This window comes from Exiguobacterium sp. s22 (genome assembly GCF_018617455.1).
In the GTDB taxonomy this organism is placed as follows: Bacteria; Bacillota; Bacilli; order Exiguobacteriales; family Exiguobacteriaceae; genus Exiguobacterium.
This window is the reverse complement of record NZ_JACSKD010000001.1, coordinates 1-25,088: the sequence shown is the minus strand read 5'-3', so window position 1 is coordinate 25,088 and position 25,088 is coordinate 1. Positions and strand designations below refer to the sequence as shown.

29 protein-coding genes are annotated in these 25,088 nt (G+C 45.1%); 8 read left to right on the top strand and 21 right to left on the bottom strand.

Translation table 11 applies throughout. The features are described from left to right. Nucleotides 1-117: 117 nt before the first annotated feature. The gene (locus KNO94_RS00145; RefSeq protein ID WP_214739855.1) at nt 118-405 is read left to right on the top strand and encodes a hypothetical protein; all 288 of its coding nucleotides are present in this window, start codon (nt 118-120) and stop codon (nt 403-405) included. Nucleotides 406-493: 88 nt separating this feature from the next. On the opposite strand, the gene KNO94_RS00140 is transcribed toward KNO94_RS00145, so the two are convergent. Genes KNO94_RS00140 through KNO94_RS00125 form a run of 4 tightly spaced genes read right to left on the bottom strand, consistent with a single transcriptional unit; the run spans nt 494 to nt 2,343 of the window. Then, the gene (locus tag KNO94_RS00140; RefSeq protein ID WP_214776676.1) at nt 494-685 is read right to left on the bottom strand and encodes a hypothetical protein; all 192 of its coding nucleotides are present in this window, start codon (nt 683-685) and stop codon (nt 494-496) included. A 1-nt stretch (nt 686) separates the two neighbouring features. Further along, on the bottom strand, nt 687-1,214 hold the full coding sequence (locus KNO94_RS00135) for a hypothetical protein (protein WP_214776674.1): 528 nt from the start codon (nt 1,212-1,214) through the stop codon (nt 687-689). After that, nucleotides 1,211-1,798, bottom strand: a complete 588-nt coding sequence (locus KNO94_RS00130; RefSeq protein WP_214776672.1) for a phosphatase PAP2 family protein — start codon at nt 1,796-1,798, stop codon at nt 1,211-1,213. Before KNO94_RS00130 ends, KNO94_RS00135 begins: the two co-directional genes overlap by 4 nt. Continuing rightward, nucleotides 1,798-2,343, bottom strand: a complete 546-nt coding sequence (locus KNO94_RS00125) for a phosphatidylglycerophosphatase A family protein (protein WP_214776670.1) — start codon at nt 2,341-2,343, stop codon at nt 1,798-1,800. The genes KNO94_RS00130 and KNO94_RS00125 overlap by 1 nt, the downstream gene beginning before the upstream one ends. 173 nt (nt 2,344-2,516) lie before the next feature. On the opposite strand from KNO94_RS00125, the gene KNO94_RS00120 reads away from it, so the two are divergent. After that, nucleotides 2,517-3,026, top strand: coding sequence for a YjcG family protein (locus tag KNO94_RS00120; protein WP_214776668.1), 510 nt, complete (start codon nt 2,517-2,519; stop codon nt 3,024-3,026). 2 nt (nt 3,027-3,028) lie between these two features. Here the strand turns inward: KNO94_RS00120 and KNO94_RS00115 are convergent, their stop codons facing one another. Next, a complete protein-coding gene (locus KNO94_RS00115; protein ID WP_015881231.1) occupies nt 3,029-3,217 on the bottom strand; it encodes a hypothetical protein in 189 nt (62 codons plus the stop codon). 83 nt (nt 3,218-3,300) lie between these two features. Continuing rightward, on the bottom strand, nt 3,301-4,074 hold the full coding sequence (fabI, locus tag KNO94_RS00110; protein ID WP_214776667.1) for an enoyl-ACP reductase FabI: 774 nt from the start codon (nt 4,072-4,074) through the stop codon (nt 3,301-3,303). A 149-nt stretch (nt 4,075-4,223) separates the two neighbouring features. On the opposite strand from fabI, the gene KNO94_RS00105 reads away from it, so the two are divergent. Further along, nucleotides 4,224-5,390, top strand: a complete 1,167-nt coding sequence (locus KNO94_RS00105; RefSeq protein ID WP_214739836.1) for an FtsW/RodA/SpoVE family cell cycle protein — start codon at nt 4,224-4,226, stop codon at nt 5,388-5,390. 35 nt (nt 5,391-5,425) lie between these two features. Here KNO94_RS00105 and KNO94_RS00100 read toward each other — a convergent pair whose 3' ends face one another. The 3 genes from KNO94_RS00100 to yjbM are packed head-to-tail and all read right to left on the bottom strand — an operon-like array spanning nt 5,426 to nt 7,746. Further along, nucleotides 5,426-6,289 (bottom strand): RluA family pseudouridine synthase, encoded by an 864-nt coding sequence (locus tag KNO94_RS00100; RefSeq protein WP_214776665.1) that lies wholly within the window; start codon nt 6,287-6,289, stop codon nt 5,426-5,428. Between the two features lie 3 nt (nt 6,290-6,292). Then, nucleotides 6,293-7,090, bottom strand: a complete 798-nt coding sequence (locus KNO94_RS00095) for an NAD kinase (protein ID WP_214739828.1) — start codon at nt 7,088-7,090, stop codon at nt 6,293-6,295. 11 nt (nt 7,091-7,101) lie between these two features. Continuing rightward, entirely contained in the window at nt 7,102-7,746 is a 645-nt protein-coding gene (gene yjbM / locus KNO94_RS00090) for a GTP diphosphokinase (RefSeq protein WP_214776663.1), read from the bottom strand. Between the two features lie 109 nt (nt 7,747-7,855). Between yjbM and KNO94_RS00085 the strand changes: the two genes are divergently transcribed. Further along, nucleotides 7,856-8,437 carry a CYTH domain-containing protein gene (locus KNO94_RS00085; RefSeq protein WP_214776661.1) on the top strand — a complete coding sequence of 194 codons (582 nt, stop codon included), beginning with the start codon at nt 7,856-7,858 and terminating at the stop codon, nt 8,435-8,437. Between the two features lie 86 nt (nt 8,438-8,523). Further along, on the top strand, nt 8,524-9,297 hold the full coding sequence (locus KNO94_RS00080; protein WP_214776659.1) for a DsbA family protein: 774 nt from the start codon (nt 8,524-8,526) through the stop codon (nt 9,295-9,297). Between the two features lie 203 nt (nt 9,298-9,500). Here the strand turns inward: KNO94_RS00080 and pepF are convergent, their stop codons facing one another. From pepF to cls, 3 genes are read right to left on the bottom strand one after another with little or no spacing between them, the layout of a single operon-like run. Continuing rightward, a complete protein-coding gene (gene pepF / locus KNO94_RS00075) occupies nt 9,501-11,303 on the bottom strand; it encodes an oligoendopeptidase F (protein WP_214776657.1) in 1,803 nt (600 codons plus the stop codon). Between the two features lie 22 nt (nt 11,304-11,325). Further along, nucleotides 11,326-12,381, bottom strand: a complete 1,056-nt coding sequence (locus tag KNO94_RS00070) for a competence protein CoiA (protein WP_214776655.1) — start codon at nt 12,379-12,381, stop codon at nt 11,326-11,328. A 12-nt stretch (nt 12,382-12,393) separates the two neighbouring features. Then, nucleotides 12,394-13,905, bottom strand: coding sequence for a cardiolipin synthase (cls, locus tag KNO94_RS00065; protein WP_214776652.1), 1,512 nt, complete (start codon nt 13,903-13,905; stop codon nt 12,394-12,396). An 83-nt stretch (nt 13,906-13,988) separates the two neighbouring features. Here cls and KNO94_RS00060 point away from each other — a divergent pair, with 83 nt between their 5' ends. Beyond that, the gene (locus tag KNO94_RS00060; RefSeq protein ID WP_214776650.1) at nt 13,989-14,714 is read left to right on the top strand and encodes an SDR family NAD(P)-dependent oxidoreductase; all 726 of its coding nucleotides are present in this window, start codon (nt 13,989-13,991) and stop codon (nt 14,712-14,714) included. Nucleotides 14,715-14,754: 40 nt separating this feature from the next. On the opposite strand, the gene KNO94_RS00055 is transcribed toward KNO94_RS00060, so the two are convergent. The 4 genes from KNO94_RS00055 to KNO94_RS00040 all read right to left on the bottom strand — a co-directional run bounded on the left by KNO94_RS00055 (nt 14,755) and on the right by KNO94_RS00040 (nt 17,597). After that, entirely contained in the window at nt 14,755-15,987 is a 1,233-nt protein-coding gene (locus KNO94_RS00055) for a DUF2254 domain-containing protein (RefSeq protein ID WP_214776648.1), read from the bottom strand. A gap of 65 nt (nt 15,988-16,052) precedes the next feature. Further along, nucleotides 16,053-16,709, bottom strand: a complete 657-nt coding sequence (gene mecA / locus KNO94_RS00050; RefSeq protein ID WP_214776646.1) for an adaptor protein MecA — start codon at nt 16,707-16,709, stop codon at nt 16,053-16,055. Nucleotides 16,710-16,880: 171 nt separating this feature from the next. Beyond that, nucleotides 16,881-17,279, bottom strand: a complete 399-nt coding sequence (gene spxA / locus KNO94_RS00045; RefSeq protein WP_015881217.1) for a transcriptional regulator SpxA — start codon at nt 17,277-17,279, stop codon at nt 16,881-16,883. Between the two features lie 180 nt (nt 17,280-17,459). Next, nucleotides 17,460-17,597: a hypothetical protein gene (locus KNO94_RS00040; protein WP_015881216.1), complete on the bottom strand. Its 138-nt coding sequence runs from the start codon at nt 17,595-17,597 to the stop codon at nt 17,460-17,462. Nucleotides 17,598-17,819: 222 nt separating this feature from the next. Between KNO94_RS00040 and KNO94_RS00035 the strand changes: the two genes are divergently transcribed. Then, a complete protein-coding gene (locus KNO94_RS00035) occupies nt 17,820-18,353 on the top strand; it encodes an HD domain-containing protein (RefSeq protein WP_214776644.1) in 534 nt (177 codons plus the stop codon). Nucleotides 18,354-18,429: 76 nt separating this feature from the next. Here KNO94_RS00035 and KNO94_RS00030 read toward each other — a convergent pair whose 3' ends face one another. The 5 genes from KNO94_RS00030 to KNO94_RS00010 all read right to left on the bottom strand — a co-directional run bounded on the left by KNO94_RS00030 (nt 18,430) and on the right by KNO94_RS00010 (nt 24,353). Next, nucleotides 18,430-19,380 carry an ABC transporter ATP-binding protein gene (locus tag KNO94_RS00030; protein ID WP_214739805.1) on the bottom strand — a complete coding sequence of 317 codons (951 nt, stop codon included), beginning with the start codon at nt 19,378-19,380 and terminating at the stop codon, nt 18,430-18,432. Next, nucleotides 19,380-20,453 carry an ABC transporter ATP-binding protein gene (locus KNO94_RS00025; protein ID WP_214776643.1) on the bottom strand — a complete coding sequence of 358 codons (1,074 nt, stop codon included), beginning with the start codon at nt 20,451-20,453 and terminating at the stop codon, nt 19,380-19,382. The genes KNO94_RS00030 and KNO94_RS00025 overlap by 1 nt, the downstream gene beginning before the upstream one ends. 23 nt (nt 20,454-20,476) lie before the next feature. Beyond that, nucleotides 20,477-21,502 carry an oligopeptide ABC transporter permease gene (gene opp3C / locus KNO94_RS00020; RefSeq protein ID WP_483299157.1) on the bottom strand — a complete coding sequence of 342 codons (1,026 nt, stop codon included), beginning with the start codon at nt 21,500-21,502 and terminating at the stop codon, nt 20,477-20,479. Then, complete coding sequence (gene opp3b / locus KNO94_RS00015; RefSeq protein WP_214739803.1) at nt 21,502-22,428, bottom strand: oligopeptide ABC transporter permease; 927 nt, start codon at nt 22,426-22,428, stop codon at nt 21,502-21,504. Before opp3b ends, opp3C begins: the two co-directional genes overlap by 1 nt. Before the next feature lie 308 nt (nt 22,429-22,736). Then, nucleotides 22,737-24,353, bottom strand: a complete 1,617-nt coding sequence (locus KNO94_RS00010; protein WP_214776641.1) for a peptide ABC transporter substrate-binding protein — start codon at nt 24,351-24,353, stop codon at nt 22,737-22,739. Nucleotides 24,354-24,623: 270 nt separating this feature from the next. On the opposite strand from KNO94_RS00010, the gene KNO94_RS00005 reads away from it, so the two are divergent. Then, nucleotides 24,624-24,992 carry a DUF3899 domain-containing protein gene (locus tag KNO94_RS00005; protein ID WP_214739799.1) on the top strand — a complete coding sequence of 123 codons (369 nt, stop codon included), beginning with the start codon at nt 24,624-24,626 and terminating at the stop codon, nt 24,990-24,992. The last annotated feature ends 96 nt before the right edge of the window (nt 24,993-25,088 follow it).

The following is a 25,088-nucleotide window of genomic DNA, read 5'->3' as shown; positions in this document are numbered from 1 at the left end:
ACACTTTTCTTTTTCGAGCGAGGCGTTATACTAGGAATAACCTTCTGGAGGAATGGAAGGCAATATAGAGAAAGCGAGGTGAAAATCTATTCATCACGCGATGGATAGATACACGAAATGGAACAACTGAAAGTACAAGGAGTCTCATCGTTCACCAAGTTTGCGACGAATGGAAAAATGCTGAAACTAAAAGATGCTCACGCAGGGGAACAAAGCATCGCATTACAAGATGCGACCGACATTCAAGTCTCACTGCTCGACGAAGACCATTCGCGCTTCACTATATTTGGTCATGCCCATCCACTTGTGGAGCTGACCCTTCCTCACAACTCTTGTGAAGTCCTCTATGCATGGTTACTACACAAGATGAAACGACAAAAAATCAAATTGGCCTCTAACGCATAAAAAAATAGGTCTCACCTCCACTTGGGAGGCGAGACCTGTTTTTGGTATTCGTACGAGTGAATCGAATCATTCTTCGTCTCTTCGTACATTATGAAGTCGGTGCAACTGGATTTTTTCGGTAGATCGTGATTCCACCGTGTTTAGCTTCTCCTACGACCTGAAATAGCCAACCTTTTTCGATGAGTAACGTTCGAACGGACAGAAAATCCTCTCGTGGCACCTTTACCTCAACCATTTGACCATCTAACAATTGTTGAAACGTATTTTCCCAATCCGTCATCTTAATTCCCCTTACGTGTAGCTTCTTCGTTCATCCATTCAAATAGGCGGAGCCCTGATTGTAAACGGTCAGTCGGATCCAACAAGTCATTTGGGACGACACGGGATGCTTTAATTTTTCCATCCCCAGCAAATAGAACAGGTTCATGCGTCGTTTGTTCGATAAAGTCGAGGGCAAACGCTACAATCGACTCTTCCGTTTGATGTCCACTTTCTCGTAATGCGATATCGAACGACTCATCCCGTTGATTGTTGATGACTAACGTACGTCCTCCGTTAAGTAAAGCCATCGGCGGTACCGCATCGACATGAAATACTTCATACGCACGGTAACCGGATTCCTCACATGACAAGAGAGGAACAAACTGTTGTTGGCTCGTCCACTTTTTTAGTTGAAATAGAATTCTCATCGAAGTGAACCATGTTGCGCCTTCGATGTCTTTTTCCACTAAAATTGTAGGTACGGGTGCTTCATCAGCCTCTTTCTTTTGAACGAATAGCCATTTCTCTACGTCTACGACGACAATCAATTCATTTTCCTCCTTATGATCCATTCAGAGATCCCGATGACAGTCAAGGCGACAAGCCATCCTCCAATGACGTCACTGAAATAATGTACGTTTAAGATGACTCGACTGAGTGATACCGCAAGGACAAGACATACGAGCACGATGATAGCGAGTTTCGACTCTCGTCTTTTATAAAGCAGGTAAGCCATCAACCCATATAACGCAAGTGAACCTGAAGAATGACCACTCGGGAAGCTATAGGTCGTCGCATCAAGAGATGCATCGATTAGTGGCCGGTCGATTCCATAGACGAGCTTTAAAACTTGTGTCAACAAAAGGGTCCCGACTCCGACAAGTACGAGTCGCCATGCTTCCATGCGTTCTCCTCGCCACAACCAAAACAATAAACCTAAAACAGAAAGTCCGACAATGACCTGTGCACTCCCGAGTTCGGTCACGTACGCAAAGACTCGATCCGGCAAGGGCTGTAACCATTCATACACGAGTGTATTCATGGGATCAACTGCGCCCATAACGACAAACACCGACACGATCACATACGCGACCATCCCGGTGAGTACCACCTTCTGCGGTGTCCAGTTCATCAATACAACCCTTTTCTTTCTCGCATTTCTTCTTCACCAAAATCAATCATATCGCGGAGACGATGCGCCAATCGACCTGAAGCGTTCGCAGCAATGGCACCGACGAGGTCGTCCATGAACGTATGCACTTGACCATCATCCATCTTCGTGTCGAGTTGTTTGATGATGCCGATTTTTGCCTTGTCTAAGTATCCGAAAGTCGTCACGGCAATCGAACCATATGTGTTAACGGCCCCGATTGCAATCGTCTCATCCACACCAAATAACCCTTCATCGGATGCGATAATCGATAGGAGCGGTTCAGATAGCTGACCTTTTTCAGCTAGCATATCGAGTTCTGAGCCTACAAGAATAGCATGTTGCAACTCTCGCTTGTCAAGAACCGCCTCGACAGAATCTTTGCAATCTTTTAATGAGAGGTGCGGCGAATATGGGGCTTGCATCTGATAGACGATTTCCGCAATTGATTCAATCGTGACACCGCGCTCGAGCAAGCGAGCTCGAGCCGCTTCCCGGACGTCTCTTGAGTGTGGTACCTGTTTCATCGTTAGCGCAGGATCGAAATCCCGCTTCACATCCCTTCGTTCTGAGAGTCAACCTCTCTCTATGATATAACCATTATACTGAAAAATCGAAAAAAGACGAACCCTGCTTTGACTTCCCACATTAAATCGTTCATCATAAATATGTAGGTTAAACGATTAAAGGGGGAAGAGGAATGAAGATCGGGGTAGTCTTATTTCCATCAAAACAAGTGCAAGATTTTGCGAACTCTTATCGAAAACGGTACGACACAAAATATGCGTTAATTTCACCTCACGTGACAATCAAAGAGCGGACCGAGGTGTCAGAAGATGACTTGCCGAAAATACTTGAGTATTTACAACAAGTCGCGGATTCGACAAAACCGATTCAGTTAAAAGTCGATGGCGTGCGGTCTTTCGCACCGACAAACAATGTCTTGTATTTGAAGGTGTTGCCGACACGCGATTTGTCCACTCTTCAACAACGTCTTCACGAAGACGTACTCAGTCAATCATCAAAGTATGAATTTTTACCACACATCACAATCGGCCAAGATTTGACCGATGCCGAGCTGTTCGATGTTCTCGAACGCCTACGTATGGAACAGGTTCACTTTGAGGAGACGATTACACGAATGGCCGTCATGTACGAACTTGAAAATGAAACATGGAACGTCTATGAGACGTTCCGTTTCAAAGGTTAATCTTATATGCTCCGGTCGACATAGCGACCGGGGTTTTTTTCTTGCTCTTCTTCTAACCATTCTTCCCGTCGAGGTCGGATTCGTTGGACACGTTTGATTCGTGTCACTGGTTCGATACTCGCCCGACCGGATGGCTGAACTTGTCTGTTAACATACTGAACGACGGTAAAATCAATCTGATAAGGACCCATGATCTGACCTCCTTCATAAGTCCTTACCCGATTTTTTCATGCGATAATACAAAAATGGCGCATCGCTGCGCCATTTCCCAAACTTATAAAATATGGAACCCGCTATCGACGTGAATGACTTCTCCGGTCACGCCACTTCCCATCCCTGAGAGAAGGAAGAGTCCTGTGGAAGCGACTTCCTCAGCAGAAACGTTTCGGCGTAAAGGTGCTTTCTGTTCGAGTTCAGAAAGGATACTGTTAAAGTCACCGACACCTTTTGCCGACAATGTGCGAATCGGTCCTGCTGAAATCGCGTTGACTCGAATACCGTGTGGTCCGTACTCGTTCGCCAAGTATTTGACGCTCGAATCAAGCGCCGCTTTGGCGACACCCATCAAGTTATAGTTCGGAACGACGCGTTCTCCACCAAGATATGTGAGCGTGATGACCGAGGCATCCGATGCAAAATATGGTTTCGCCGCTTTCACAACCGCTGTCAAACTATAGGCGGAAATATCTAATGCTTGCGCAAATTGTCCACGCGTCATTTCTGAGAACTCACCGCGCAACGCTTCTTTATCTGCGAACGCGATCGAGTGTGCGATCCCTTGAATTTCCCCTGCTTGCTCATGGATCGAACGGAACGTTGTATCGATCGCCTCGTCGTTCGTCACGTCACACTCAAGTAAAATCGCTTCCTGTTTCAATTCGCTCGCAAGTGATTCAAGTCCTGATTTAAATCGTTCTGCCGCATACGTCAATACGAGTTTCGCACCGGCTTCATCAAGTGTTTTTGCGATGGCCCATGCAATCGATCGTTTGTTCGCGATTCCCATGACGACATACGTCTTATTCGTTAATGTTGGAAAAATTGACATCTTAAGCTCCCCTTTTTAGTACCTGGTAATAATATCTGTCCTCAGATTACAGAAAGGTTTCTGTTTTGTCAACCGACTCATAACGTATTGCGATTTTTTTAAGTTACGGTAAGATAAAATACGTATAGAAAGGGTGACACGACTCCATTATGAATCGCATTCAATCATATTTTAAAAGTTTAGATACGACGTTACTGACGATTGTGTTTATGCTGATGATCATTAGTCTCGGTGCCATCTACACGGCACAACCGATGTTACCGACACGACTTCAGCACATAAACTTCGCTCTTGAACAAGGTATCCGTTATGTGATCGGCTTTTTTGCCATGTTCGCCATCATGACGATCGAATATGAGCAACTCCGAAAAATTCATTGGTACTTATATGCTTTCGGTTTGCTACTGCTTGTCGGTCTCATCCCACTTCGCGATACGTCGCTCGTTCCGAATATTAACGGAGCGTACGGATGGTATAACGTTCCGGGGTTCAGCTTTCAACCGGCAGAGTTCATGAAACTATTTTTACTCATTTCGATGTCGACGATTGTGTATGAGCACAATAAACGATACGGCTCTTCTCAACTCGATACGTGGCTCCTCGTAAAATTAGTATTAGTCGCCATTCCTCCACTCGGACTGATTGTGACGCAACCTGACTTAGGGACAGGACTCGTCTTGATGACGATGCTCGGCGCCATCATCATTGTCTCAGGAATTGGGTGGAAGTGGTTGCTTGGTCTTTTCAGTGCCGCAGCATTGACGATTGGTACCTTTATGTATCTGTTTTTCACTCATTTCGAGATTCTTCAAGCTGTCGTACCAGGACATGCATTAAACCGATTCCAGGCTTGGATTTATCCATACGAGTACTCGGATGACCTGGCGTTCCAATTGATTAAATCATTACAGGCAATCGGTTCTGGTCAAATGTTTGGGGCAGGATACGGTCAAGGACTCGTTTATTTGCCTGAATCTCAAACCGACTTCATTTTTGCAGTTATTGCCGAACACTATGGTTTTATCGGTGCCGCCCTTGTCATTATCGTCTTCTTCTTGTTTCTCTATCGCATGATTCATATCGCGTTAGAGTCAAGTAGTGCGTTCGGAAGTTACATCGTTACCGGCGTCATTGCCATGTTCACATTCCAAGTGTTCCAAAATATCGGCATGACCATCGGTGTGTTGCCGATCACTGGTCTCACCCTTCCATTCGTCAGTTACGGAGGAACCGGAATCATTATGAACATGATTGCCATTGGTCTCGTCATGAATGTAGCTTCTAAATCAAAAACTTACATGTTTGATGATGATTGACAAAATCCCTCAAGGCACAGCCTTGAGGGATTTCTTCATATAGTTTGAAAATCTTTCGGAATCGGCGCCTCAATCTGAACCTCTTCCCCTGTCATCGGATGAATGAATCGCGCAGACGCACTGTGAAGGGCGTGACGGTCCATACGAGTTGCCCCCCCATACATGGAGTCTCCGATGAGCGGATGGCCGATATGGCGCAAATGCACGCGAATCTGATGGGTTCGCCCCGTCTCGAGTCGAATCGTCAATAATGAGCCGCTCCCAAATGGCTGGCATGAGAGGATATGTGTGATGGCGCGTTGTCCCTCAGTTGTCACGACTCGCTCCATAATCGAGTTCTCGGCACGCCCGATTGGTGCATCTATCGTTTGTGGCGTCACTTTTTCTTCAATTAACGCTTTATACGTACGCATCAATCCATTCGCTTTCTGAAGTTCGCTAAATCGATGATGAATGTAGCCGTACTTGGCAAATAAGACGACACCGCTCGTATCGCGATCGAGCCGATTAACGACATGGATTGCGGATGATAGACCAATTTTTTGATAATAACCGAGTACAGCGTTCGCAAGCGTATCGGTCGGATGTAGACGTGACGGAATCGTGGCAATCCCTGCCGGTTTATCGACCGCCAACAGCGTATCGTCCTCATACAGAATTCGAATGGGCCGCTCTGAAACGGCCATGTCTAGTGATGGGACTTCGTGTGGGAATCGCACCACCACTTCATCTCCAGGTACAAGTTGATATCGTACGGTGCGATGCGTACCATTCACTTCAATATCCCCTTCATGCTTCACGAGCGTGAGCATCTTTCGAGAAATACCCATATCTTGCATTAAAAAGTCGCGAAGTGGGATGGCTTTCTCCACAACGCGACGAATCGTAAACCCTTGCATTCGTTACTTTCCTTCCTCGATGAACGATTCGCGAACCCGGCGCCAAAATGGGAATGGCCGGAAACGAGCGAACGTCACTTTTTCTTTTGCGACCGCACACCGAATGGAGACGACATCTGACCAAGACAGCGCTTCTTGATGATCAAACGCCAATTCAAACTCAGTTTTCGTATGCGGTTGGATCTTCACTTGATGATGTTTCGGCAAAAGGAGCGGTGCCCCAATCGTCCGATACACTAGGTTGTTGATCGATGCCATCTCGGTCACTTGAATGGCTTCGATCGATGGATGAACAATCGCCCCTCCAAGTGCCTTGTTGTAGGCGGTCGATCCAGATGGGGTCGAAATACATAGTCCATCTCCACGGAACGTTTCAAAGTAATCATCTCGAATCGATAAGTCACAGACGAGCGTTCGCTTGTAGTTCTTAATTGTACAGTCATTCATCGCCAACTGGCGGTCCGTCTTTCCATTCTCATAATCAATGAGCACTTCGACGAGGGGATACGATACTGGTTCAAATGATTCACTCGTGATCATCTCCGTCAGTTCATCCAACTCATCCGGTTGCCAATCGGCATAAAAGCCGAGGTGTCCGGTATGAATTCCGACAAGAAGAGTTTCATCCAGACGGTCAATGTATTTATGAAACGCCTGCAACATCGTCCCGTCCCCTCCGACCGAAACCACAATGCGTGGTTCCTCAGAAAGCGTATGCCCTGCCGCTTCAAGTTTTTCAGTCAGTTCTTGGGTAATCTCCGCTGATCGCGCATCTCCCCTCGATACAATCGCAAACTGCATACCGGTTCCCCCTAGTTCTCGTCTGTTTTCACATTCATTTCTTTATCTCGAAACACTTGCTGCGCGTCTTGAATCTCGACACGGAGTTGACTCATCTCGGCATCAAGGAGAAAGGCCGCCTCCGCTGCACGTCTTAATCGTTCTTGTACTTCAAGAGGCATGTCGCCATCATATTTATAATTTAGAGAATGTTCGATCGTCGCCCAAAAGTTCATTGCGAGCGTGCGGATCTGTACTTCGACAAGCGTCGGAATCTCACCGTGAATCGTCTGGACCGGATATTCGATAATCACGTGATACGATCGATAGCCCGAATCTTTCTGATGGGTAATATAATTTCGTTCTTCCACTATTTTAAAATCTGTTCTCCGATGAAGCAAATCCAAAACGTGAACGATATCATCGACAAACTGACACATGATTCGTAATCCCGCAATATCCTGCATATCCGTCGCTAGTTCATGCTCGGCAATATTCTTTCGCTTTGCTTTCTCGAGGATGCTCCCGACCGGTTTCACTCGTCCTGTGACAAACTCAATCGGAGAATGGTCATTTTGCGACTTAAATTGCTTCCGAACGGCTTTTAATTTGACTTTTAACTCGTCTACCGCAATTTGATACGGTACTAAAAACTGATCCCAGTTCACTGATTGCATACGCTGTCACCACTTTCGTTCTTTTCCGGAAAAAACATGTCCTTTCCGTATGTATCCGTTTGTATGGTATCATAAACGAACAATTGTTCATAGAATGGAGCGATGATTCATGACCCAAGAAGTGGAAATTGAATTTAAATCAATGTTGACGAAAGAAGAGTACGAGACGCTTCTTCAAGCCTATCAGCTTAAAGAACAAGTTCGTTGGCAAGCAAATGACTATTTCGACACACCATCTTTTCAGTTAAAGGAAAACGGGGCAGCACTTCGAATCCGCGAAAAAAAACAAGGCCAAGTGTTAACATTAAAACAGCCGAACGAGGTCGGGCTTCTTGAGACACACGCCATGATCACCGAAGAAGAGGCAGAAGATTTATTTAAATATGGGATAATCCATGATGTTCAAATGAAACAAGCACTTGCTCCGTTTCAACTGAATGCACCACTTGAACATCTTGGGCGACTCGAGACGAACCGGGCAGAGCTCCAGACAGAAGACGGGCTCCTCGTATTGGACGAAAGCCATTATTTGGAGACAACTGACTATGAAATAGAATTTGAAGTGACAAATGAGGAAGCCGGTCAACGCGCGTTTGAACAACTCCTAGCGAAACACGGATTACCTTATCGTCCTGCAAAAAATAAAATCGTTCGATTCATGGAATTAAAAATGAGACGTTTTGAAGGTTGAGCAGATACATTGCCAACCTTTTTTTTAGGTTGCTACAATGAGTTTACAACGTTATATGAGTTTTTTGACGAGAGGAGGCGACACAAATGGAACTTGAACAATGTAATGGGTCATCCTGTTCATTGGAAGAAACTCCTATTCAAGTAACGTATAAACCATTGGAGTTATTCTATTTCATGGACATCTCGAGTCCTGAGAATTTTCACGTGATGACACTGATTAAAAAATTGGAGATTGAATACGGACATGTGATTCGGTTCCGCATGGTCTCTACCGTTCCTAGCTGTGTTGGCGGATGTCAGGAAGAAGTTCGCCTTCTCACCATGATCAAAGCACTGGAATTGCAAGGGAAACGACATGCGATGCGCTTCTTGCGTCATTTACATGTGAATGATTTATTCTCTTCGAAACAACCCGACCCGATTGATTTATGGGAAATCGCACGCTCTTTTGAAGAGTATGGTCTCGATTTAAGTGAACTCGAAGCCGATCTTCAATCGAATCAGCTCTTGAACGCACTAGCTGTCGACCATCAAGTGTTGAAAGATTGGGAGATTGAATCATTGCCTGCACTTACGTTCGTAACGCGCGATGAGGCATTGAAGATTGAAGGGGTTTACCCTTACGACGTTTATCAATCGGTCATGACAGAATTGCTAGGATATAGTCCTATCCGTTCGACCGACTGGGACGTAGCGAAAGTATTGGCACGATATGATGCCTCCACAATCACAGAACTTTCGTATATTCTTGACTTGGAAAAAACGGTGATTGAACGCGAACTGAAAAAGCTTTCCTTACAGCAACGCTGCCGTCCTGTACCAGGATGTAGCGGTGAGGCATGGGCTCAAACAAAATAAAAAGAACCCCACGGCCGGGGAGCCGTGGGGTTTTTGACGTCTCAAGCGGGGACAAGAGCCGTCGAACCTTGAGGCCCGGGGAAGGCCTACAAGATGGGAGAAAGTTTACGGTCAATAAAGGGGTTTGTGATTGATTTCACACTTATAATATACCTAGTGTGCAATCATCTGACAACTACTTTGTGTACATTGTCACATATTGTTCACGAGAACAATAATGATTCCATTTCATCGAGAACCGCCTCGAACTGATCAAGTGCTTTCAGTACCGGTTCTTTCGTCGTCATGTCGACGCCAGCTGCTTTTAATACTTCAATCGGATAGTCACTAGAACCCGCCTTCAAGAAGTTATCGATATAACGACGTACAGCTGGCTCCCCTTCTTCTAAAATCTGTTGCGACAACGCAGCAGATGCCGAAATCCCTGTCGCATATTGATAGACGTAGTAGTTGTAATAGAAGTGTGGGATTCGTGCCCATTCGTATGAAATTTCTTCATCGATGACAATCTCATCTCCGAAATAGCGTTTGTTCAACTCGAGGTAAGTTTCATTTAAGTACTCCGGAGTGAGCGATACGCCTTCTTGAGCTGCTTGATGAATCATGTGTTCAAATTCAGCGAACATCGTTTGACGGAACAATGTCCCACGGAACGTTTCAAGCTGATTGTTTAGTAAATAAAGGCGCTCTTCTTTTGCCGTTCTCGTTTTCAAGAGATGGTCGTTCAACAACGCTTCGTTCGTCGTCGATGCGACTTCTGCCACAAAGATTGAGTAGTCCCCGTACGGATATGGTTGTGATGTACGTGTGTAATGGCTGTGGACAGAATGCCCGAACTCGTGTGCAAGCGTGAAGAGGTTATTGACGTTATCCTGCCAGTTCATAAGAATGAACGGCTGTGTATCATATGCCCCCGACGAGTAAGCGCCGCTACGCTTTCCGCGCGTTTCTCGAACGTCGACCCAACGTGACGCAAGACCGTCTTTTATAATTTGGACGTACTCCTCACCAAGTGGTGCCAAGCCATCCACCATCCATTGTTTCGCTTCCTCATACGATACTTTCATCTCGACATCTTTGACGAGCGGTGTGTAGAGGTCATACATATGAAGCTCGTCTAATCCGAGCGCACGCTTCCGTAGCGCGACATAGCGATGTAGCAAGTCAAGTCGTTCGTTCACCGCTTCCACGAGGCCGTCGTATACAGACTCTGGAATCGCATTCTGATGGAGTGCTGACTGTCTCGCACTTTCAAACTTGCGCACATTCGCATAGAAGTTATCTTTCTTCACACTTCCTGACAATGTTGAGGCGAACGTGTTCAAATATTGCGCATACGTTCCATACATTGCTTTAAATGCGCCTTCACGAACGTTACGTTCCGCCGATTCGAGGAACGTGATATATCGACCGTGCGTCAACTCGACCTCTTCCCCTTTTTCATTTTTCACTTTCGGGAATTTCAAATCTGCATTGTTGAGCATACCGAACGTCGAACTCGATTGACCGAGCACGTCTCCCGCTTGTGCAAGAATCGCTTCCTCTGCTTCCGTCAATACGTGCGGACGTTCTTGCGCCAACTCGTCGAATGCATGACGGTATACACGAAGTGCGTCATTCTGTTCCATAAAGGCTTCGATTTGCGCTTCTTCGATAGATAAAAGTTCAGGCGTCATGAATGCGAGTTGGGCTGAGATTTGTGATGCGAGTGACCCAGCACGATCATTCAGTGCCTGATAGTGGCTATTCGCCGTATCTTCGTCATAACGCATATGTGCGTACGTGTATAGCTTATGTAGCATGCGAGAAAGTTCGTCCCGAAGCTGTAACGCATCGTATAGCGTCTCCGCCGACTCACCAAGTTTTCCTTTAAATCCGATTAACGCCGGTACTTTCTCTTTGAGTGCTTGAAAATCCGATTCCCAAGCTTCATCGTTGCTATAGATCGTCTCTAGGTTCCACGTTTCTTCCACTGGAACTTGTTGTCTAGTCAATATTTCTGACATACGTACACTCCCCTTGTGCTAGTTAAGTCGATTGATCAATCAATCGCTGAAGTCCTTGAAACATGCGTGTATCTTGATATCTCGCTTCTTCATATGAATGTGGAAGCGGCCATGACCTGACGTCACAAGATAGACGACATGCATTCAAGAGTTGTTTCCATTGTACATGAAACGACTGAGAAAAGTCGCTTGTCGGTGTCACTCCAAACTGACGACATGTCTTTTCAATACTCCACTCGACTGAATCTTTTGGTGACTCGTACCGATTCAAATACAGGACGGTCTGAAACGCGATCGGATGAATCCGAACTCCCCATAGCGATGTGAGCGGGAGATAACAGCCAGATGGTAAAAGTGATGGAAGTAGACCGAGTGGATAGAGTCGATTTAAGATCAAATTCCGATTCTGAGGAGAAGGATAGAGTGGCGTCATCCGGTTACGACGAATCATCTCCGTCCACTCGTGCGCGTGAAATCGATAGTATGCCTCAAATGGCATCGTCTTCACAGAAGAGGTGACATTCCAATTCCCTTGTCCATATTTAATCGAAGTGGGGAAACCATTAAAACGTACTAACGAACCATTGTTTACAGTCAGAAGCATGTGCCTTCTTGAGAGTTCAAGGCGCATCCACGGTTGAAAAGATTGATTCATTTTCAAATCCATTCCGCTTGCGAGCCAAATCACGTCTAGCCCCGCGCGTCTATAATCAATCGTTCGTTCGCTATACTCTTCCGGTCGTAATGGGGACGCCTGAATCTCAAATACGGTGGTCTTCCCATCTATCGTGGTGATAACGTCCGCTCGACGATCCCCAATCGTCACCTCTTGCTCGACAGGATATCCCCTCCCTTGAAGCCACTGGCATACTGCCCATTTATCCTGATGATGCGGGACGGATTCAGCTCTTCCGCACGTGTGAATATGCGCAAAATGCAGCCGTCGCTTCGCTCCTTGCTTCACAATCAACATTTCCTGACAAGTCGGGCATCGAAAAGGAGCAAGTTGCTCTGCTCGCACCCGATTGATTGTAAAGGAATCTACATGATTCCCTTCCCGATCGATTGCAAACCGCATCTTGCTCCCCCCTCACAATAGTGGTGAAAACATTCTAGCCAATGATTCTACAAGTTTGATAAAGAATGAGCGCTTCGCGAATTCGTCTAAGACGAGTTCGTGGGACCCTTCAAAATCATGATATAAGTCTTGTTTCAACTGATGAACGGAATTCGTATTATAAAGAAGTGCATTGACCTCAAAGTTCAAATGGAAGCTCCGAAAGTCCATGTTCGCCGTCCCGATTGTAGCTAATCCCTCGTCGACGACGATGACTTTTGAATGCATGAATCCTTCTTCGTATAAATAAATCTTTACCCCGGCCAACAGCAACTCCTCATAATAGGATCGACTCGCATAAAATACAATCTTATGGTCCGGATAGCTCGGCAAGACGATGCGGACATCAATCCCTGATAATGACGCCGTCTTCAAGGCACTCATAATGTCCTCATCTGGAATCAAATAAGGCGACGAAATATAGACGGACTTTTTTGCAGCATTGATGAGCGAAAAGTATATGGACTTCATTGTCTCATATGGTTCATCCGGTCCACTCGCTACGATTTGAACACCTCCGCTCGCACTTCGTACCGTTTCAAGCGGTTCTAAATAAAACGGAGTGAACAGTCGCTCTCCCGTCATGTAATACCAATCTTGCAAGAAGATCAATTGTAGCTCAGACACCCCTTCCCCTCTGACGTAAAGGTGGGTATCTCGCCAAAAACCAAACTTAGAGTGTTCGCCTAAATATTCATCTCCGACGTTCAAGCCACCCGTGAAGGCCTCCGTGCCATCAATCACGACAATCTTTCGATGATTCCGATAGTTCGTCTTACTCGACACGAGCGGAAGGACGACCGGAAAGAACGCCTTCACTTGAACTCCCGCCTGCTTCATCTCTTCAAAGAAAGAACCGCTCGTATGAATCGAACCGACCGCATCATATAAGAATCGAACCTCGACCCCGGACTTCGCTTTTTCAATTAAGATTTGCTGAATTTCCCGAGAAATACGATCTTCTCGAAAGATATAATATTCAAGATGGATATGGCGTGTTGCTCCTTTTAAAGCAGGGATCAGCTTCGAAAACTTCTCTCGTCCGTTCGTTAATACCTGCGTATACGTATTGGACGAGACAGGTAGCTGGTTCAAGGAAGACGTGAGATGCAACAACTTCTCATAGTCGTCATGGGCGAACATGAGTGATGGAGACAACGTCATCGCCTTTTGGCGATAGGCCAAGTACGTCTCTTCATCAAGCATTGCTTTTTCTTTGAACATTCGCTTGCGGCGATAATTCTGACCGAACACGAAATAGGCGAACAATCCAATGACGGGAAATCCAATCATGACGATTGCCCAAATGAGCGTTCGCTGTGGATTCCGATTTTCAAGTAAAATCACCAACAAAATGCTGAACGTAGTCAAAAAGACGAGAATCGAGAAGAGCCCAATCACTTGTGAGCTCCAGTAATACGATAATATCGCAATGAGTCCTGCGAGCAAAATAAGGGAAAAGAGTACTTGTATGCGTCGCAACATATTATAACCTGACCTCGTTTCTGTCATGTATTATCATTAATTATACATCGTAACGCCAATTTTTTGAGGGGAGCGAATGAATTATGGGGACTTTTCTAATTACAGGTGCGACAAGCGGGATCGGACGCGCCGTCGCCTTGCAGTTATCCGAGAAGGGACATCATGTCTTTGGAATCGGTCGTGATGAGGCTCGAGGCGCAGCACTCGAGGCTGATTCAAATGGACAAGCGACGTTCGTTCGATGTGACCTCACATCATCAGAAGACATCGACCGTCTCTTTATCCATTTAAAAGAGCAAGGCGTGACGTTGAACGGATTGTTCAACAATGCCGCCACGTTTGGTAGACCGGGCACTCCCGAACGGCTGACTCAAGAAAGTTATACGGAAGTATTTGACGTCAACCTTTACGCCCTTAACACGGTCACACAGCGCGCCATCCCTTTGTTTGATCACGGTGCAAGCGTCGTCAACAACGCCGCGATTGTGGGACATGTTAAATTCCCACCGATGCTCGCTCATTATGCCGCTTCTAAGGCAGCTGTCATCGCACTGACTAAAACGTTCGCACATCGTATGAAAGGAAAAGTTCGATTCAACGCCGTTTGTTTCGGTCCGGTCGATACACCGCTCAGTCACAAGCTCTACGGGGGCGAAGCAAAATTCAAGGAAGCCATGAGTCATCATTTCCGGGGACATGCCGCTCTTCCTGAAGAGGTCGCACCCGTCGTTGAATTTTTATTGACTGATGCCTCCACCTATATTAACGGACAAGCCATTACCGTCGATGGCGGATACACCCTCTCTTAAATAGAGACCACCTCTTCTTCGTTGAAAAGGTGGTCTCTATTTATGCCTTCAATTGTTTTGCACGATTCATCTTATTTTGTAAATAGCGCTTTTCTTTCGAGTGTAAGTCATCCCACGCAATCACATCTTCAAAATAATCAATCATCTCATTGAATGTTGTATCTAACGTTTCATGTGCTTTTAGACGGGCCATTCGGATCGCCTCGAACACAGCTCCCATCACAAAGATATCTCGACTCGCATATGTCTGCATAGGGGACAAGGATTCAAATAGGATCGTTTCAAGTGCTTTTCGTTTCACATGCCAATCTGAAGACCCGTTTGAATAGAGAAAATCACCATCCGGCAATTCACACAGTTCCCGCAAAATGTCACCGATGTAATGAATGGCATGAATCGCTGTATTTGGATCATTAATTCCAGGTGAAATTCCTCGTAGTGCAATCTCACTTAATTTTTCAATCGCGAAAGACGGGTCTTGCATCGAAGAACGGACTTCCCCAATCTCAAACAGTTCGATATCCGGCGCATCTTCACCTTTCCAATATCCGAGCAAATCACCTTTGGCGACGAAATCTCCGACAGCTACGATGGATTCAAAGTCCGTTTCACAGTCGCCTTGCTTTTCTCGCAAGAACAAGCGGACGTACCCTGTCTGAGGAGCCATAAGTGCTTTTCCTTTGAACGAATGAATCGTTCGAGGTAATACGAGATGAACGTCATCTGACTCGATGGCATCTTTTTGCTCGCTAATCACCGATAAGGCCTCTTTATGTAATGTTGATAACAGACGTTCCGCCTGAATTGATATACTGATCGTCTGGATAAATTTCACGAATGTCCAAATGGAACCGATGACCAAAAGTACGCTGATTCCCGAAGACAAGACGACCCCTTCATCAGCCGTACGAACAAGAAATAAATTGGAGATTCCATATACCGTCGTCATGATAAAAAGACCAAGCGTGTGCTTAGCGGCTGTGTTTGTTAAAAAATTATTGATGGTTCTCGGAGAAAATTGGGAAGAATACGTCGTCAAGACGACTAGGATTGTAGAAAAACTGAACGTCATCATCGTCATAAGACTTGTGAACGTAGAAGATAATACAGATGCAGCGGAATCTAAATCTAGATAAATAAAGTCCGGTAGCAAATCACGGAAGAAATCACCGAATAATTGCGTCAAGGTTGTGAGCACGATTCCCCCTGCACCATATAGGAACGGGACAAACCATGCACTCTCATCAAGTAATAATCGAATTCTTCTCACCATACCAACACCTCTTTACCCTTCGTTTTTGAAAAAATCGCCTGTCCGATTGAACAGGCGATGAATCATTAGAAATAGTGACGCACTTTCGCCAACACGTCGCCATCGAGAATGAGTTTCCCATACTCTTCAAGCATCGGTTGCGTCTGTGTACTAAACGATAAATATTCTGCCAAGAGACTAAGTGCGTTCTCCTCGTCTTCAGGTTCCATTTCGTCCGGGAACTCCACCCACAAGTAATAACGGTCTTGATAATGATATAGTTTCAAATCCAAATCACTGTACGTGTCACCTGCACGCTTGCTCAGTGAAATGATTGCTTCAAAATCATCTGTTTCCATCGCGAGTGGTGCCCAAGCGTCTGCCCCTGCTTCGAGCTCGTCTAGTTCGCTCAATTGGTCGAGTACTGATTGTTGATCCCGTGCTTCATCAATCGCTGAGCGAAGAAGCGAACCGAGTTCAGAATCATCTTCGTTATCCATCACATTTTTCGCAATAGTGACGGTTACTTCTAGACCTTTTTCAAAAGCTTGGACTTGAATCCATAGTGGACCATCAAACGAGATATCTTCACGTTCGTGAGCCTCGTCCATCATTTGCCAGAACAGTTGCTCGCCACGTTCTCGGTTGTACCAGATTTCATCACGTGCGAAACCACGTTTTTCGATATCTACATACGTAATGAAAAATTTGACGGTATTGTCATTGATGCGCTCAATTTTCACGATTGTCCACTCCCTTCTCACCTCGCTCCCAATTCACATAAGGAGGAGAGGGGAAAATGTCTTGTTATCTTAGTACCCTTTTTGAAATCGTTCAATCCAAAGGAAGGGTTATATCTTTATTTTATAGGAAATAATCGATAATAAAAAGCACACTGCTTAGACAGTATGCTTTCATTCATTCACAAGTCGCTGTGCTTCTTGTAATTGGAATGTCCGAACTTTGCGTGGCAAGAATCGACGAATCTCATCTTCGTTATATCCAACTTGTAACCGTTTCTCATCTATTAGAATCGGACGGCGTAAAAGACCTGGATATTCTTGAATCAAATCATACAATTGTTGAAGTGAAAGAGCATCGACCGAAACATCGATTTTAGAAAAGACTTTCGAACGAGTCGAAATAATCTCATCTGTGCCATCCTCTGTCATACGTAAAATTTGTTTAATCTCATTCAATGAGAGTGGTTCTGAAAATATGTTTCGTTCTGTAAACGGGATATCATGTTCTTCGAGCCAAGCCCGTGCCTTTCGGCAAGATGTACAGCTTGGAGACGTATATAGTGTGACCATTTTTCTTCCTCCCTGATCGAGTATGCGTCCATCTTTTTTAGTGACTCTATTTGTATACCCAAAATCGCATCCACTTAATTATAATAATTCTTAATTATCGAAACTTCAATGATATTCTTTATCAATCGGATAAGAAAAGAGGACGCATTCTTCGTTGAATGCGACCTTGAACGACCTAACTTAAGACGCAGGGATTCGAGAAACCGGTTGAGACACCGTCTCTTTCCCTGGCTTGACTTGTAAGTCTTTCAACTTTTTCTTCAACACTTCTTTTAAAAGTCTCTTTTTCTCTCGTAGAACCTTATCACGTTCTTTCATGGCCTCTCACCCCCATACAGCGTAAAGAACCATCCGAGCATTACCGATTCTGAAAATCTTGAAGTTGCACTATATCTACAACTAAATTATAGCACATCCGTTTGTGAAATGTGAATCATTCTTACGTGTACTTTTTTCATTTTCACATATATGATTTGCAATGATTCAAAAAAACCTGTATAGTTTATAGAAATAACCTTTTTATTTTTAAGGAGGAGAGCGATGATGAGAATCACATTAGAAACCATTATGAAACACCCCGTAACCCAAAAATACTTGACTCGATCTGGCTTAAAGCATGCAGTCGATGTATGTGAACGCGCTCTCGAAATGGCAACGAAACGGGGGCTTGATACCGATTTAGCGACAAAAGCTGCGCTACTTCATGATATTGGCCACTATGAATGGTATACAGAAGGTAAATGGAATTATGACTTGTATCGTCAAAACGATATCCATGCGATTAAAGGTGCGGAACGGGCACATAAATTACTCATTCGTCTCGGGGAAGACCCTGCCCGTGCCAAAGAGATTTCTGTCATGATTCTCTTGCATACCGATTCTTATTTACCACCAAGCCGTATTCAACGAACACCACTTCAACAGCTCGTCCACGATGCGGATACGTATGTCGAACAGCCAGGTGGATTGCATCACTATGAAACGATGGAGATTGAAGATGCTTTGGCTCGTGTTCGTCAAATCGATGACATTGTCGAACGACTCTCGAACTTGCCACGTATTTCAAACGCTTAATTCGTCACCTACTTCAATAGGTGATTTTTTTGTACAAAAAATCCTGACCCCTTGATAAGGGTCAGGATTTTTACGTTTATACGAGTTGTGCTTTATATGCTTCGTACTCTTCGTCCGTGAGCGAGACAAAGTGTCCTGGCTCGACTTCACGAAGTGGCGGAATGCTTGAATCTTCATCTGAACGTCCAACCGGACCTTTCGATGTTGACTCGTATACGATCCGTTTACGTGTACGTTCATGCTCCGGGTCTGGAAGCGGAATCGCTGAAAGGAGCGATTTCGTATACGCATGAATCGGGTTTTCGTAAAGACGGTCTGCTGTTGCAAGCTCAACAAGGTGACCTTGATACATTACACCGATACGGTCAGAGATGTATTTAACCATCGACAAGTCATGGGCGATAAATAAATACGTCAAATCGCGATCGCGTTGTAATTCTTTCATCAAGTTGACGACCTGTGCTTGAATCGAGACATCAAGTGCCGAGATCGGCTCATCGGCGATGATGAAGTCCGGTTCAACCGCAAGGGCACGGGCAATCCCGATACGCTGACGTTGACCACCTGAGAATTCGTGTGGGTAACGGCTAGCGTGCTCTTTCGTCAAACCGACCGTTTCGAGAAGATCGTATACGCGGTTCATACGGTCTTCTTTTGTTTTCGCAAGACCATGAATATCGATTCCTTCAGCGATGATATCGGCAACCGTCATACGCGGGTTAAGCGATGCGTATGGGTCTTGGAAGATCATTTGCATAGCACGGTTGAATTTCAACTTGTCTGCTTTCGACTTTTTGTCGTGTACGTTTTCGCCTTTGAACACGACATCGCCATCAGTCGCATCGTAAAGACCGATGATGGTACGTCCTGTCGTCGACTTCCCACAACCAGACTCACCTACGAGTCCGAGCACTTCACCTTTGTAAATATCAAATGTGATTCCGTCTACCGCTTTGACGACACGGCCACGGCCAATTTTAAAGTGCTGCTTCAGGTTTTTTACCTCGAGTAATTTCTCGCGTTCCATTATTCAGCACCACCTTTCGTAAACGATTTAGCGAACGCACTGTCCGGACGATATTTGAGAGCGAGTTCACGAATCGCACGTGGCGGATTCACTTCTGGTGCTTGCGGGTGCAATAACCAACTCGAAGCAAAGTGTGTATCACTTACTTGGAACATCGGTGGCTCTTTCTCAAAATCAATCTTCATCGCGTAAGGGTTACGCGGTGCAAACGCATCTCCTTTCGGAGGGTCTAGTAAGTTTGGAGGCGTACCCGGGATTGCCGGTAACGCTTCATTACGGTCATCTGTCGGACGCGGCATCGATCCGAGAAGTCCCCATGTATACGGGTGACGTGGCTCATAGAAAATCTCATCTACCGTTCCTTTTTCAACAAGACGTCCAGCATACATAACCGCAACACGGTCAGCCATGTTCGCAACAACACCAAGGTCGTGCGTGATGAAGATAATCGCTGTACCCGTCTTTTGTTGAATGTCTTTCAACAATTCAAGAATCTGCGCTTGAATCGTAACGTCAAGTGCCGTTGTCGGTTCATCGGCAATCAATACCTTTGGATTACACGCAAGTGCAATCGCGATAACGATCCGTTGACGCATCCCACCAGAAAGTTGGTGTGGATATTGTTTTAAACGCGCTTCTGGGTTTGGAATCCCTACGAGCGTAAGAAGTTCGAGCGTACGTTTTTTCGCATCTTCACCAGTCAATCCTTGGTGCTGTTTCAACCCTTCTGCGATTTGTTTATAAATCGTCATCGTTGGGTTAAGTGATGTCATTGGATCTTGGAAGATCATTGCGATATCGCGACCACGAATTTTTAACATTTCTTTTTCCGAAAGCTTCGCCAAGTCTTTTCCTTCGAACATGATTTCTCCGTTCGTGATTTCACCTGGAGGGTTCGGAATGAGACGCATGATTGCCTTCGAAGTAACGGATTTACCTGAACCCGATTCTCCTACGATGGCAAGCGTCTCGCCTTTTTTCAAATCAAACGAAACACCGCGGACGGCTTGAACCGTTCCGGCATATGTGTGGAACGAGACCTCTAAGTCTCGGACTGATAAAATCGTTTCCATGCACGAGTCCCCCTCTGTTTATATTATTTACGCATTTTCGGATCGAATGCATCACGCAAGCCATCGGCAAGCAAGTTGAAGCTGACCATGAGCAAGACGATGATGACCGATGGGATGACAAGAAGGAACGGGAATGTCCGTAGTTCTTTGTATCCATCGTTAATCAACGTACCAAGTGATGCCTGTGGCGGTTGAAGACCGATCCCGATAAAGCTGAGGAATGCCTCGAAGAAGATGGCAGATGGAATCGTGAACATAAGTGTAATGATGATGGCACCTAATGTGTTTGGAATCAAGTGCTTGAAAATCAAACGCATGCTTGAAGCACCGAGCGTACGTGCAGCCAAAACGAATTCTTGGTTTTTAAGTTTCAAAATCTGACCACGAACGAGTCGGCTCATCCCAATCCACCCTGTGATGGCCATCGCCAAGATGATCGTAAAGACACCTGGGTCAAAGATCAAGATAAAGAGAATGATGAGAATCAAGTTTGGTACACCCGTTAAAATCTCAACAATCCGTTGCAGGATGTTATCTGTACGACCACCGAAGTAAGCCGAGATTCCACCGTATGCGACCCCAATCACCGTATCGATGATCGCAGCCATTAGACCGATGAAGAGTGAAATACGTGTCCCTTCCCAAATACGTGACCAAAGATCACGTCCGAGATAGTCAGTACCGAACCAGAAGTTTTCTTCTACATTTTTCTGTTCGTAAAAATTGATTTCTTTTCCACCGAGTGTTGCCATTCCGTCAAATCCAGCCCATTCGAGACCTGTGACTTTAGGTGGAAGTTTTGCTTGTGAAATATTTTGTTCGTATGCGTCACGTCCTGAGAGCATAGGTCCAAAGAGCGAGAGCAATACGAGAATTAAAATAATCGAAAGCGAGACGATCGCTGCTTTGTTTTTCTTTAAGCGCAACCATGCATCTTGCCAAAAGTTTAAGCTTTTTCCTGCAATGCGTTCGCCAAGCTGTTCATTCATTTTTACAGGTGTGAACATGTCTTGGTCAAACTGTTCGAAATTCTTTTTGTTTTCAATCATCAGTTATTCCCCCCAAGACGAATACGTGGGTCAACAACGCCGTATAGCAAGTCGACTAGTAAGATAATCAAGATGAAGACAGCCGAGAAGAAGAGTGTCGTACCCATGATCACGGTATAGTCATTCAATGTAATTGACGTGACAAACAATTCTCCGAGGCCCGGTACGGCAAAGATTTTCTCGATGACGAATGTACCTGTCAAAAGAGCGGCCGTTAACGGTCCTAAGATCGTGATTGCCGGAATCATCGCGTTACGCACCATGTGCTTCCATACGATGGCGTTCCCACTAAGTCCTTTTGCCTTGGCCAAAGTCACGTAGTCTTGTCCGGTAACCTCAAGCATCTCAGTACGTACAAAACGGGCAATCGATGCGGTTACACCGAGAGAAAGCGAGATTGTCGGTAAAATGGTATGTGCTGGTGAATCCCAGAATGCTACTGGGAGCAACTGCAATTTAACACCTACATAGTACTGTAGAAGGGCTGCAAATACGAACGATGGGACAGAAATCCCGATTACCGATACGAACATCGCACCATAGTCAACGGCTGTATTGTGACGAATCGCTGCCACAACACCCAACAATACACCTAATAGCGTTCCAAGAACTAATGCCTGAAGCCCTAATTGTGCCGATGGACCAATACGTTCCAAAATCAAATCAGTTACTGGACGGTTCGCAGTGCGGAATGATACGCCAAGGTCACCTTGTAGCATGTTTCCGATGTACGTGGCATAACGGACCGGAAGCGGATCATTGAGTCCGTAACGGTCATTCAATAATTGAATTTGTGATTCTGTCAGTTTTTCCTGGTTTTGATATGGCGAACCTGGGAGCAGGTCCATCAGGAAGAACGTGAACGTGGCAATCAAGAAGAACGTGATGAGGCCGTAAGTTAGCCGTTGTAGGATATAACGTCCCATGAATAAAAACCCCCTGTTTTTTGTCTAATTCTTTCTACTACTTGCACCAACAGCTTTACTATGACATATGACCTATTTTTCAAATTCACAAAATGAAAGGAATTTTCTGAAAGATAAAGATATACGTCATCTCAAGGCTCTTAGTACAGCGGCTGAAAACAAAGAATACTCTTTTCAAAGATTATTCTGAATTTTCACTGTTACTACATTATACTTTACCAACAAAACATTTGAACAGTACTTTCTCTTACTTCTAGAGAATTTTTTAGAAAATTGGGGACATGCAGTTCGCATGCCCCCTCATTCCATTACTTGATATCAACGTATTTGTACTGGTAATCAGCACCGAACAATTGACGGTTAAAGTTTTCGATGTTTGGACGGATCAAGTACGCCACACCAGCCTGGTAGATCGGCATGATTGCTTGATCTTGTTCAATCAAGAGAGCTTCTGCTTCTTTGAACTTGTCGTAACGTGCATCTATGTTCGTTTCAGCAGATGCTTCGTCAATCAACTTGTCATAAGCAGCTGATTTGTAGTTAATATCGTTTTGACCATTGTTTGACGTGAAGATCCCGAGGTTTGTAAGCGGATCTTGGTAGTCAGGTCCCCAAAGTGCGAATGACATTTGGTAGTCACCTTTTGCTTCGCGATCAAGTTTGTTGTTGAAAGGTTGTTGAGCGATTTCGACCGTTACGTTCGGCAAGTTCGACTCAATTTGTCCTTTCATGTACTCAGAGATTTGTTTCGATACTTCACTATCGAATGAGAGAAGTTCGATCGTTGTCGCTTTACCACCTGTTGCTTTTTCCCAAAGTGAAGAAGCTTCAGCAGCATCAGTTTTGAAATATTCAACGCCTTCTGTGTAATCCGTTCCGTCTTCATACTTGATGAATTCTTTCGGGATGAATGAAGTTGTTGCCATCGAACCGTTGTTCAAAAGTTGGTCGATGATGCCTGATGGGTCAACCGCACGAGCGATTGCTTTACGAGCATCAACATTTTTGAAGATTTCATCTTCGTGGTTGAACTTGAAGTATCCGATTGAAGAACGAAGTCCTGTGTTATAGTCTTCATCTTCTTGGAAGGCCGCAACTTGTTCTGACGCGAGACCTGCGTAATCTACGTCTCCTGCTTCGTACAAGTTAACGACTGTCGATGTTTCTTTTACGACTTTCACATCAACTGAATCGAGGGCAACATTTTCAGCATCCCAATATGATTCGTTTTTCGTTAAGACATAACCTTGTTCACGATCCCATTTAGTCCATGTGAACGGACCGTTGTAGAGAAGGTTTTCAGGACCTGTCGTGAAGTCTTCCCCTTTTTCCGTAGCGAATGCTTCATTGATCGGTGTGAATGTACCGAATGAAGTAAGTGAAAGGAATGATGGGTCTGGACGCTCAAGCGTTACTTCAAGTGTCTTCTCATCAACTGCTTTTACACCGAGCTCTTCTTTCGGTGTATCACCTGTGTTGATGGCTTCAGCGTTTTTAATTGTGTTCATGATGTATGCATACTGTGATCCCGTCGCAGGATCGACTGCACGTTGCCAAGCGTAAACGAAGTCGTTCGCTGTGACTGGTTCGCCGTTTGACCATTCAGCATCACGAAGTGTGAACGTATAAACCGTTTCATCTTCGTTTACTTCTGGTTCGCCTTCAGCGAGAGCCGGTACGGCATTCCCATCTTTATCAAGACGGTAAAGACCTTCCATTGTGTTGGCGATCAAGTTGAATGCGACCGCATCTGTAGCGAGTGCCGGATCGGCTGTTGTGATGTCTGACGTATCTGTCAAGCGAAGAACTTTTTCTCCGTTTGAAGAACCGCCGCCATCAGAGTCTCCGCCTGTCGAACAAGCCGCGAGAACTGAACCGAGTGCCAAGATGATTGTCATCATGAGCAAAATCGATTTTTTCTTCATTGCGATTTCCCCTTTCGTATTGAAAAGCTAGCCGATCGCCGAATGAACATCTTACTTTTTCTTTAATTTTCTGAATATTTCATAAAGTATTCGACGAAAGAACGTTAGGGCTATTGTAAGAAATTTTTAATCAAATTGTCAACTGCTGAATAAAACGCTATCATACAACCCGTATTTCTTACTCGCTTTCTCCCCTAGCTTCCTAGTATCATAGAAGAAACACGGGATGATGAACCATTCCCTCTCAAAGTTTGAAAGGAGATTACATCGTTGAAAAAGTTTCGAAATATATTAATTGTATGGGGAATCGTTACCCTTCTTTATACCGTTTGGTCGATTTTTTCGTATTACCGAAGCGAGACCGTCCTGTTTCATTTAAGCGGCGGCTTATTTGTTTCAGGTATCCTGACCTTTGCGATTGGAATGTTTTCGCATATGAGTGCGACGGGTTTATTTGATGGAATCATGTATGGATTTAAGCGAAGTCGACGAGCGCGTTTAAAAGAAATCGATGCAGATTACGAGGAAGACGAAGAGGAAGATCCGGAAGATCGTCAACACCGAAAGAAAGAGGCATGGAATTGGGTGTATGTCGGAACTGGGAGTGTCATTCTTTCCTTTCTCGTCGCATTGATTTAACTAAATCAGGCGAGAATTCTCCCTCCTCTAAGCGTCTCGGGGCGTAGCCCGGCGTAGGTGGGAGATGAATCGCCCGGTCCAAACGTCTTTTCCCCT

What these genes read in the sequence shown, in the direction of transcription:
- KNO94_RS00095 (WP_214739828.1), bottom strand. Translation starts at nt 7,090, where the DNA reads ATGCAGTTTGCGATTGTATCGAGGGGAGATGCGCGATCAGCGGAGATT.
- pepF (WP_214776657.1), bottom strand. Translation starts at nt 11,303, where the DNA reads ATGTCAGAAATATTGACTAGACAACAAGTTCCAGTGGAAGAAACGTGG.
- fabI (WP_214776667.1), bottom strand. Translation starts at nt 4,074, where the DNA reads ATGTCAATTTTTCCAACATTAACGAATAAGACGTATGTCGTCATGGGA.
- KNO94_RS00140 (WP_214776676.1), bottom strand. Translation starts at nt 685, where the DNA reads ATGACGGATTGGGAAAATACGTTTCAACAATTGTTAGATGGTCAAATG.
- KNO94_RS00010 (WP_214776641.1), bottom strand. Translation starts at nt 24,353, where the DNA reads ATGAAGAAAAAATCGATTTTGCTCATGATGACAATCATCTTGGCACTC.
- KNO94_RS00030 (WP_214739805.1), bottom strand. Translation starts at nt 19,380, where the DNA reads ATGGAACGCGAGAAATTACTCGAGGTAAAAAACCTGAAGCAGCACTTT.
- KNO94_RS00080 (WP_214776659.1), top strand. Translation starts at nt 8,524, where the DNA reads ATGGAACTTGAACAATGTAATGGGTCATCCTGTTCATTGGAAGAAACT.
- spxA (WP_015881217.1), bottom strand. Translation starts at nt 17,279, where the DNA reads ATGGTCACACTATATACGTCTCCAAGCTGTACATCTTGCCGAAAGGCA.
- KNO94_RS00145 (WP_214739855.1), top strand. Translation starts at nt 118, where the DNA reads ATGGAACAACTGAAAGTACAAGGAGTCTCATCGTTCACCAAGTTTGCG.
- KNO94_RS00100 (WP_214776665.1), bottom strand. Translation starts at nt 6,289, where the DNA reads ATGCAAGGGTTTACGATTCGTCGCGTTGTGGAGAAAGCCATCCCACTT.
- cls (WP_214776652.1), bottom strand. Translation starts at nt 13,905, where the DNA reads ATGTTGCGACGCATACAAGTACTCTTTTCCCTTATTTTGCTCGCAGGA.
- KNO94_RS00040 (WP_015881216.1), bottom strand. Translation starts at nt 17,597, where the DNA reads ATGAAAGAACGTGATAAGGTTCTACGAGAGAAAAAGAGACTTTTAAAA.
- KNO94_RS00060 (WP_214776650.1), top strand. Translation starts at nt 13,989, where the DNA reads ATGGGGACTTTTCTAATTACAGGTGCGACAAGCGGGATCGGACGCGCC.
- KNO94_RS00055 (WP_214776648.1), bottom strand. Translation starts at nt 15,987, where the DNA reads ATGGTGAGAAGAATTCGATTATTACTTGATGAGAGTGCATGGTTTGTC.
- KNO94_RS00105 (WP_214739836.1), top strand. Translation starts at nt 4,224, where the DNA reads ATGAATCGCATTCAATCATATTTTAAAAGTTTAGATACGACGTTACTG.
- opp3b (WP_214739803.1), bottom strand. Translation starts at nt 22,428, where the DNA reads ATGGGACGTTATATCCTACAACGGCTAACTTACGGCCTCATCACGTTC.
- KNO94_RS00115 (WP_015881231.1), bottom strand. Translation starts at nt 3,217, where the DNA reads ATGGGTCCTTATCAGATTGATTTTACCGTCGTTCAGTATGTTAACAGA.
- opp3C (WP_483299157.1), bottom strand. Translation starts at nt 21,502, where the DNA reads ATGATTGAAAACAAAAAGAATTTCGAACAGTTTGACCAAGACATGTTC.
- KNO94_RS00125 (WP_214776670.1), bottom strand. Translation starts at nt 2,343, where the DNA reads ATGAAACAGGTACCACACTCAAGAGACGTCCGGGAAGCGGCTCGAGCT.
- KNO94_RS00035 (WP_214776644.1), top strand. Translation starts at nt 17,820, where the DNA reads ATGATGAGAATCACATTAGAAACCATTATGAAACACCCCGTAACCCAA.
- KNO94_RS00070 (WP_214776655.1), bottom strand. Translation starts at nt 12,381, where the DNA reads ATGCGGTTTGCAATCGATCGGGAAGGGAATCATGTAGATTCCTTTACA.
- KNO94_RS00120 (WP_214776668.1), top strand. Translation starts at nt 2,517, where the DNA reads ATGAAGATCGGGGTAGTCTTATTTCCATCAAAACAAGTGCAAGATTTT.
- yjbM (WP_214776663.1), bottom strand. Translation starts at nt 7,746, where the DNA reads ATGCAATCAGTGAACTGGGATCAGTTTTTAGTACCGTATCAAATTGCG.
- KNO94_RS00085 (WP_214776661.1), top strand. Translation starts at nt 7,856, where the DNA reads ATGACCCAAGAAGTGGAAATTGAATTTAAATCAATGTTGACGAAAGAA.
- KNO94_RS00025 (WP_214776643.1), bottom strand. Translation starts at nt 20,453, where the DNA reads ATGGAAACGATTTTATCAGTCCGAGACTTAGAGGTCTCGTTCCACACA.
- KNO94_RS00130 (WP_214776672.1), bottom strand. Translation starts at nt 1,798, where the DNA reads ATGAACTGGACACCGCAGAAGGTGGTACTCACCGGGATGGTCGCGTAT.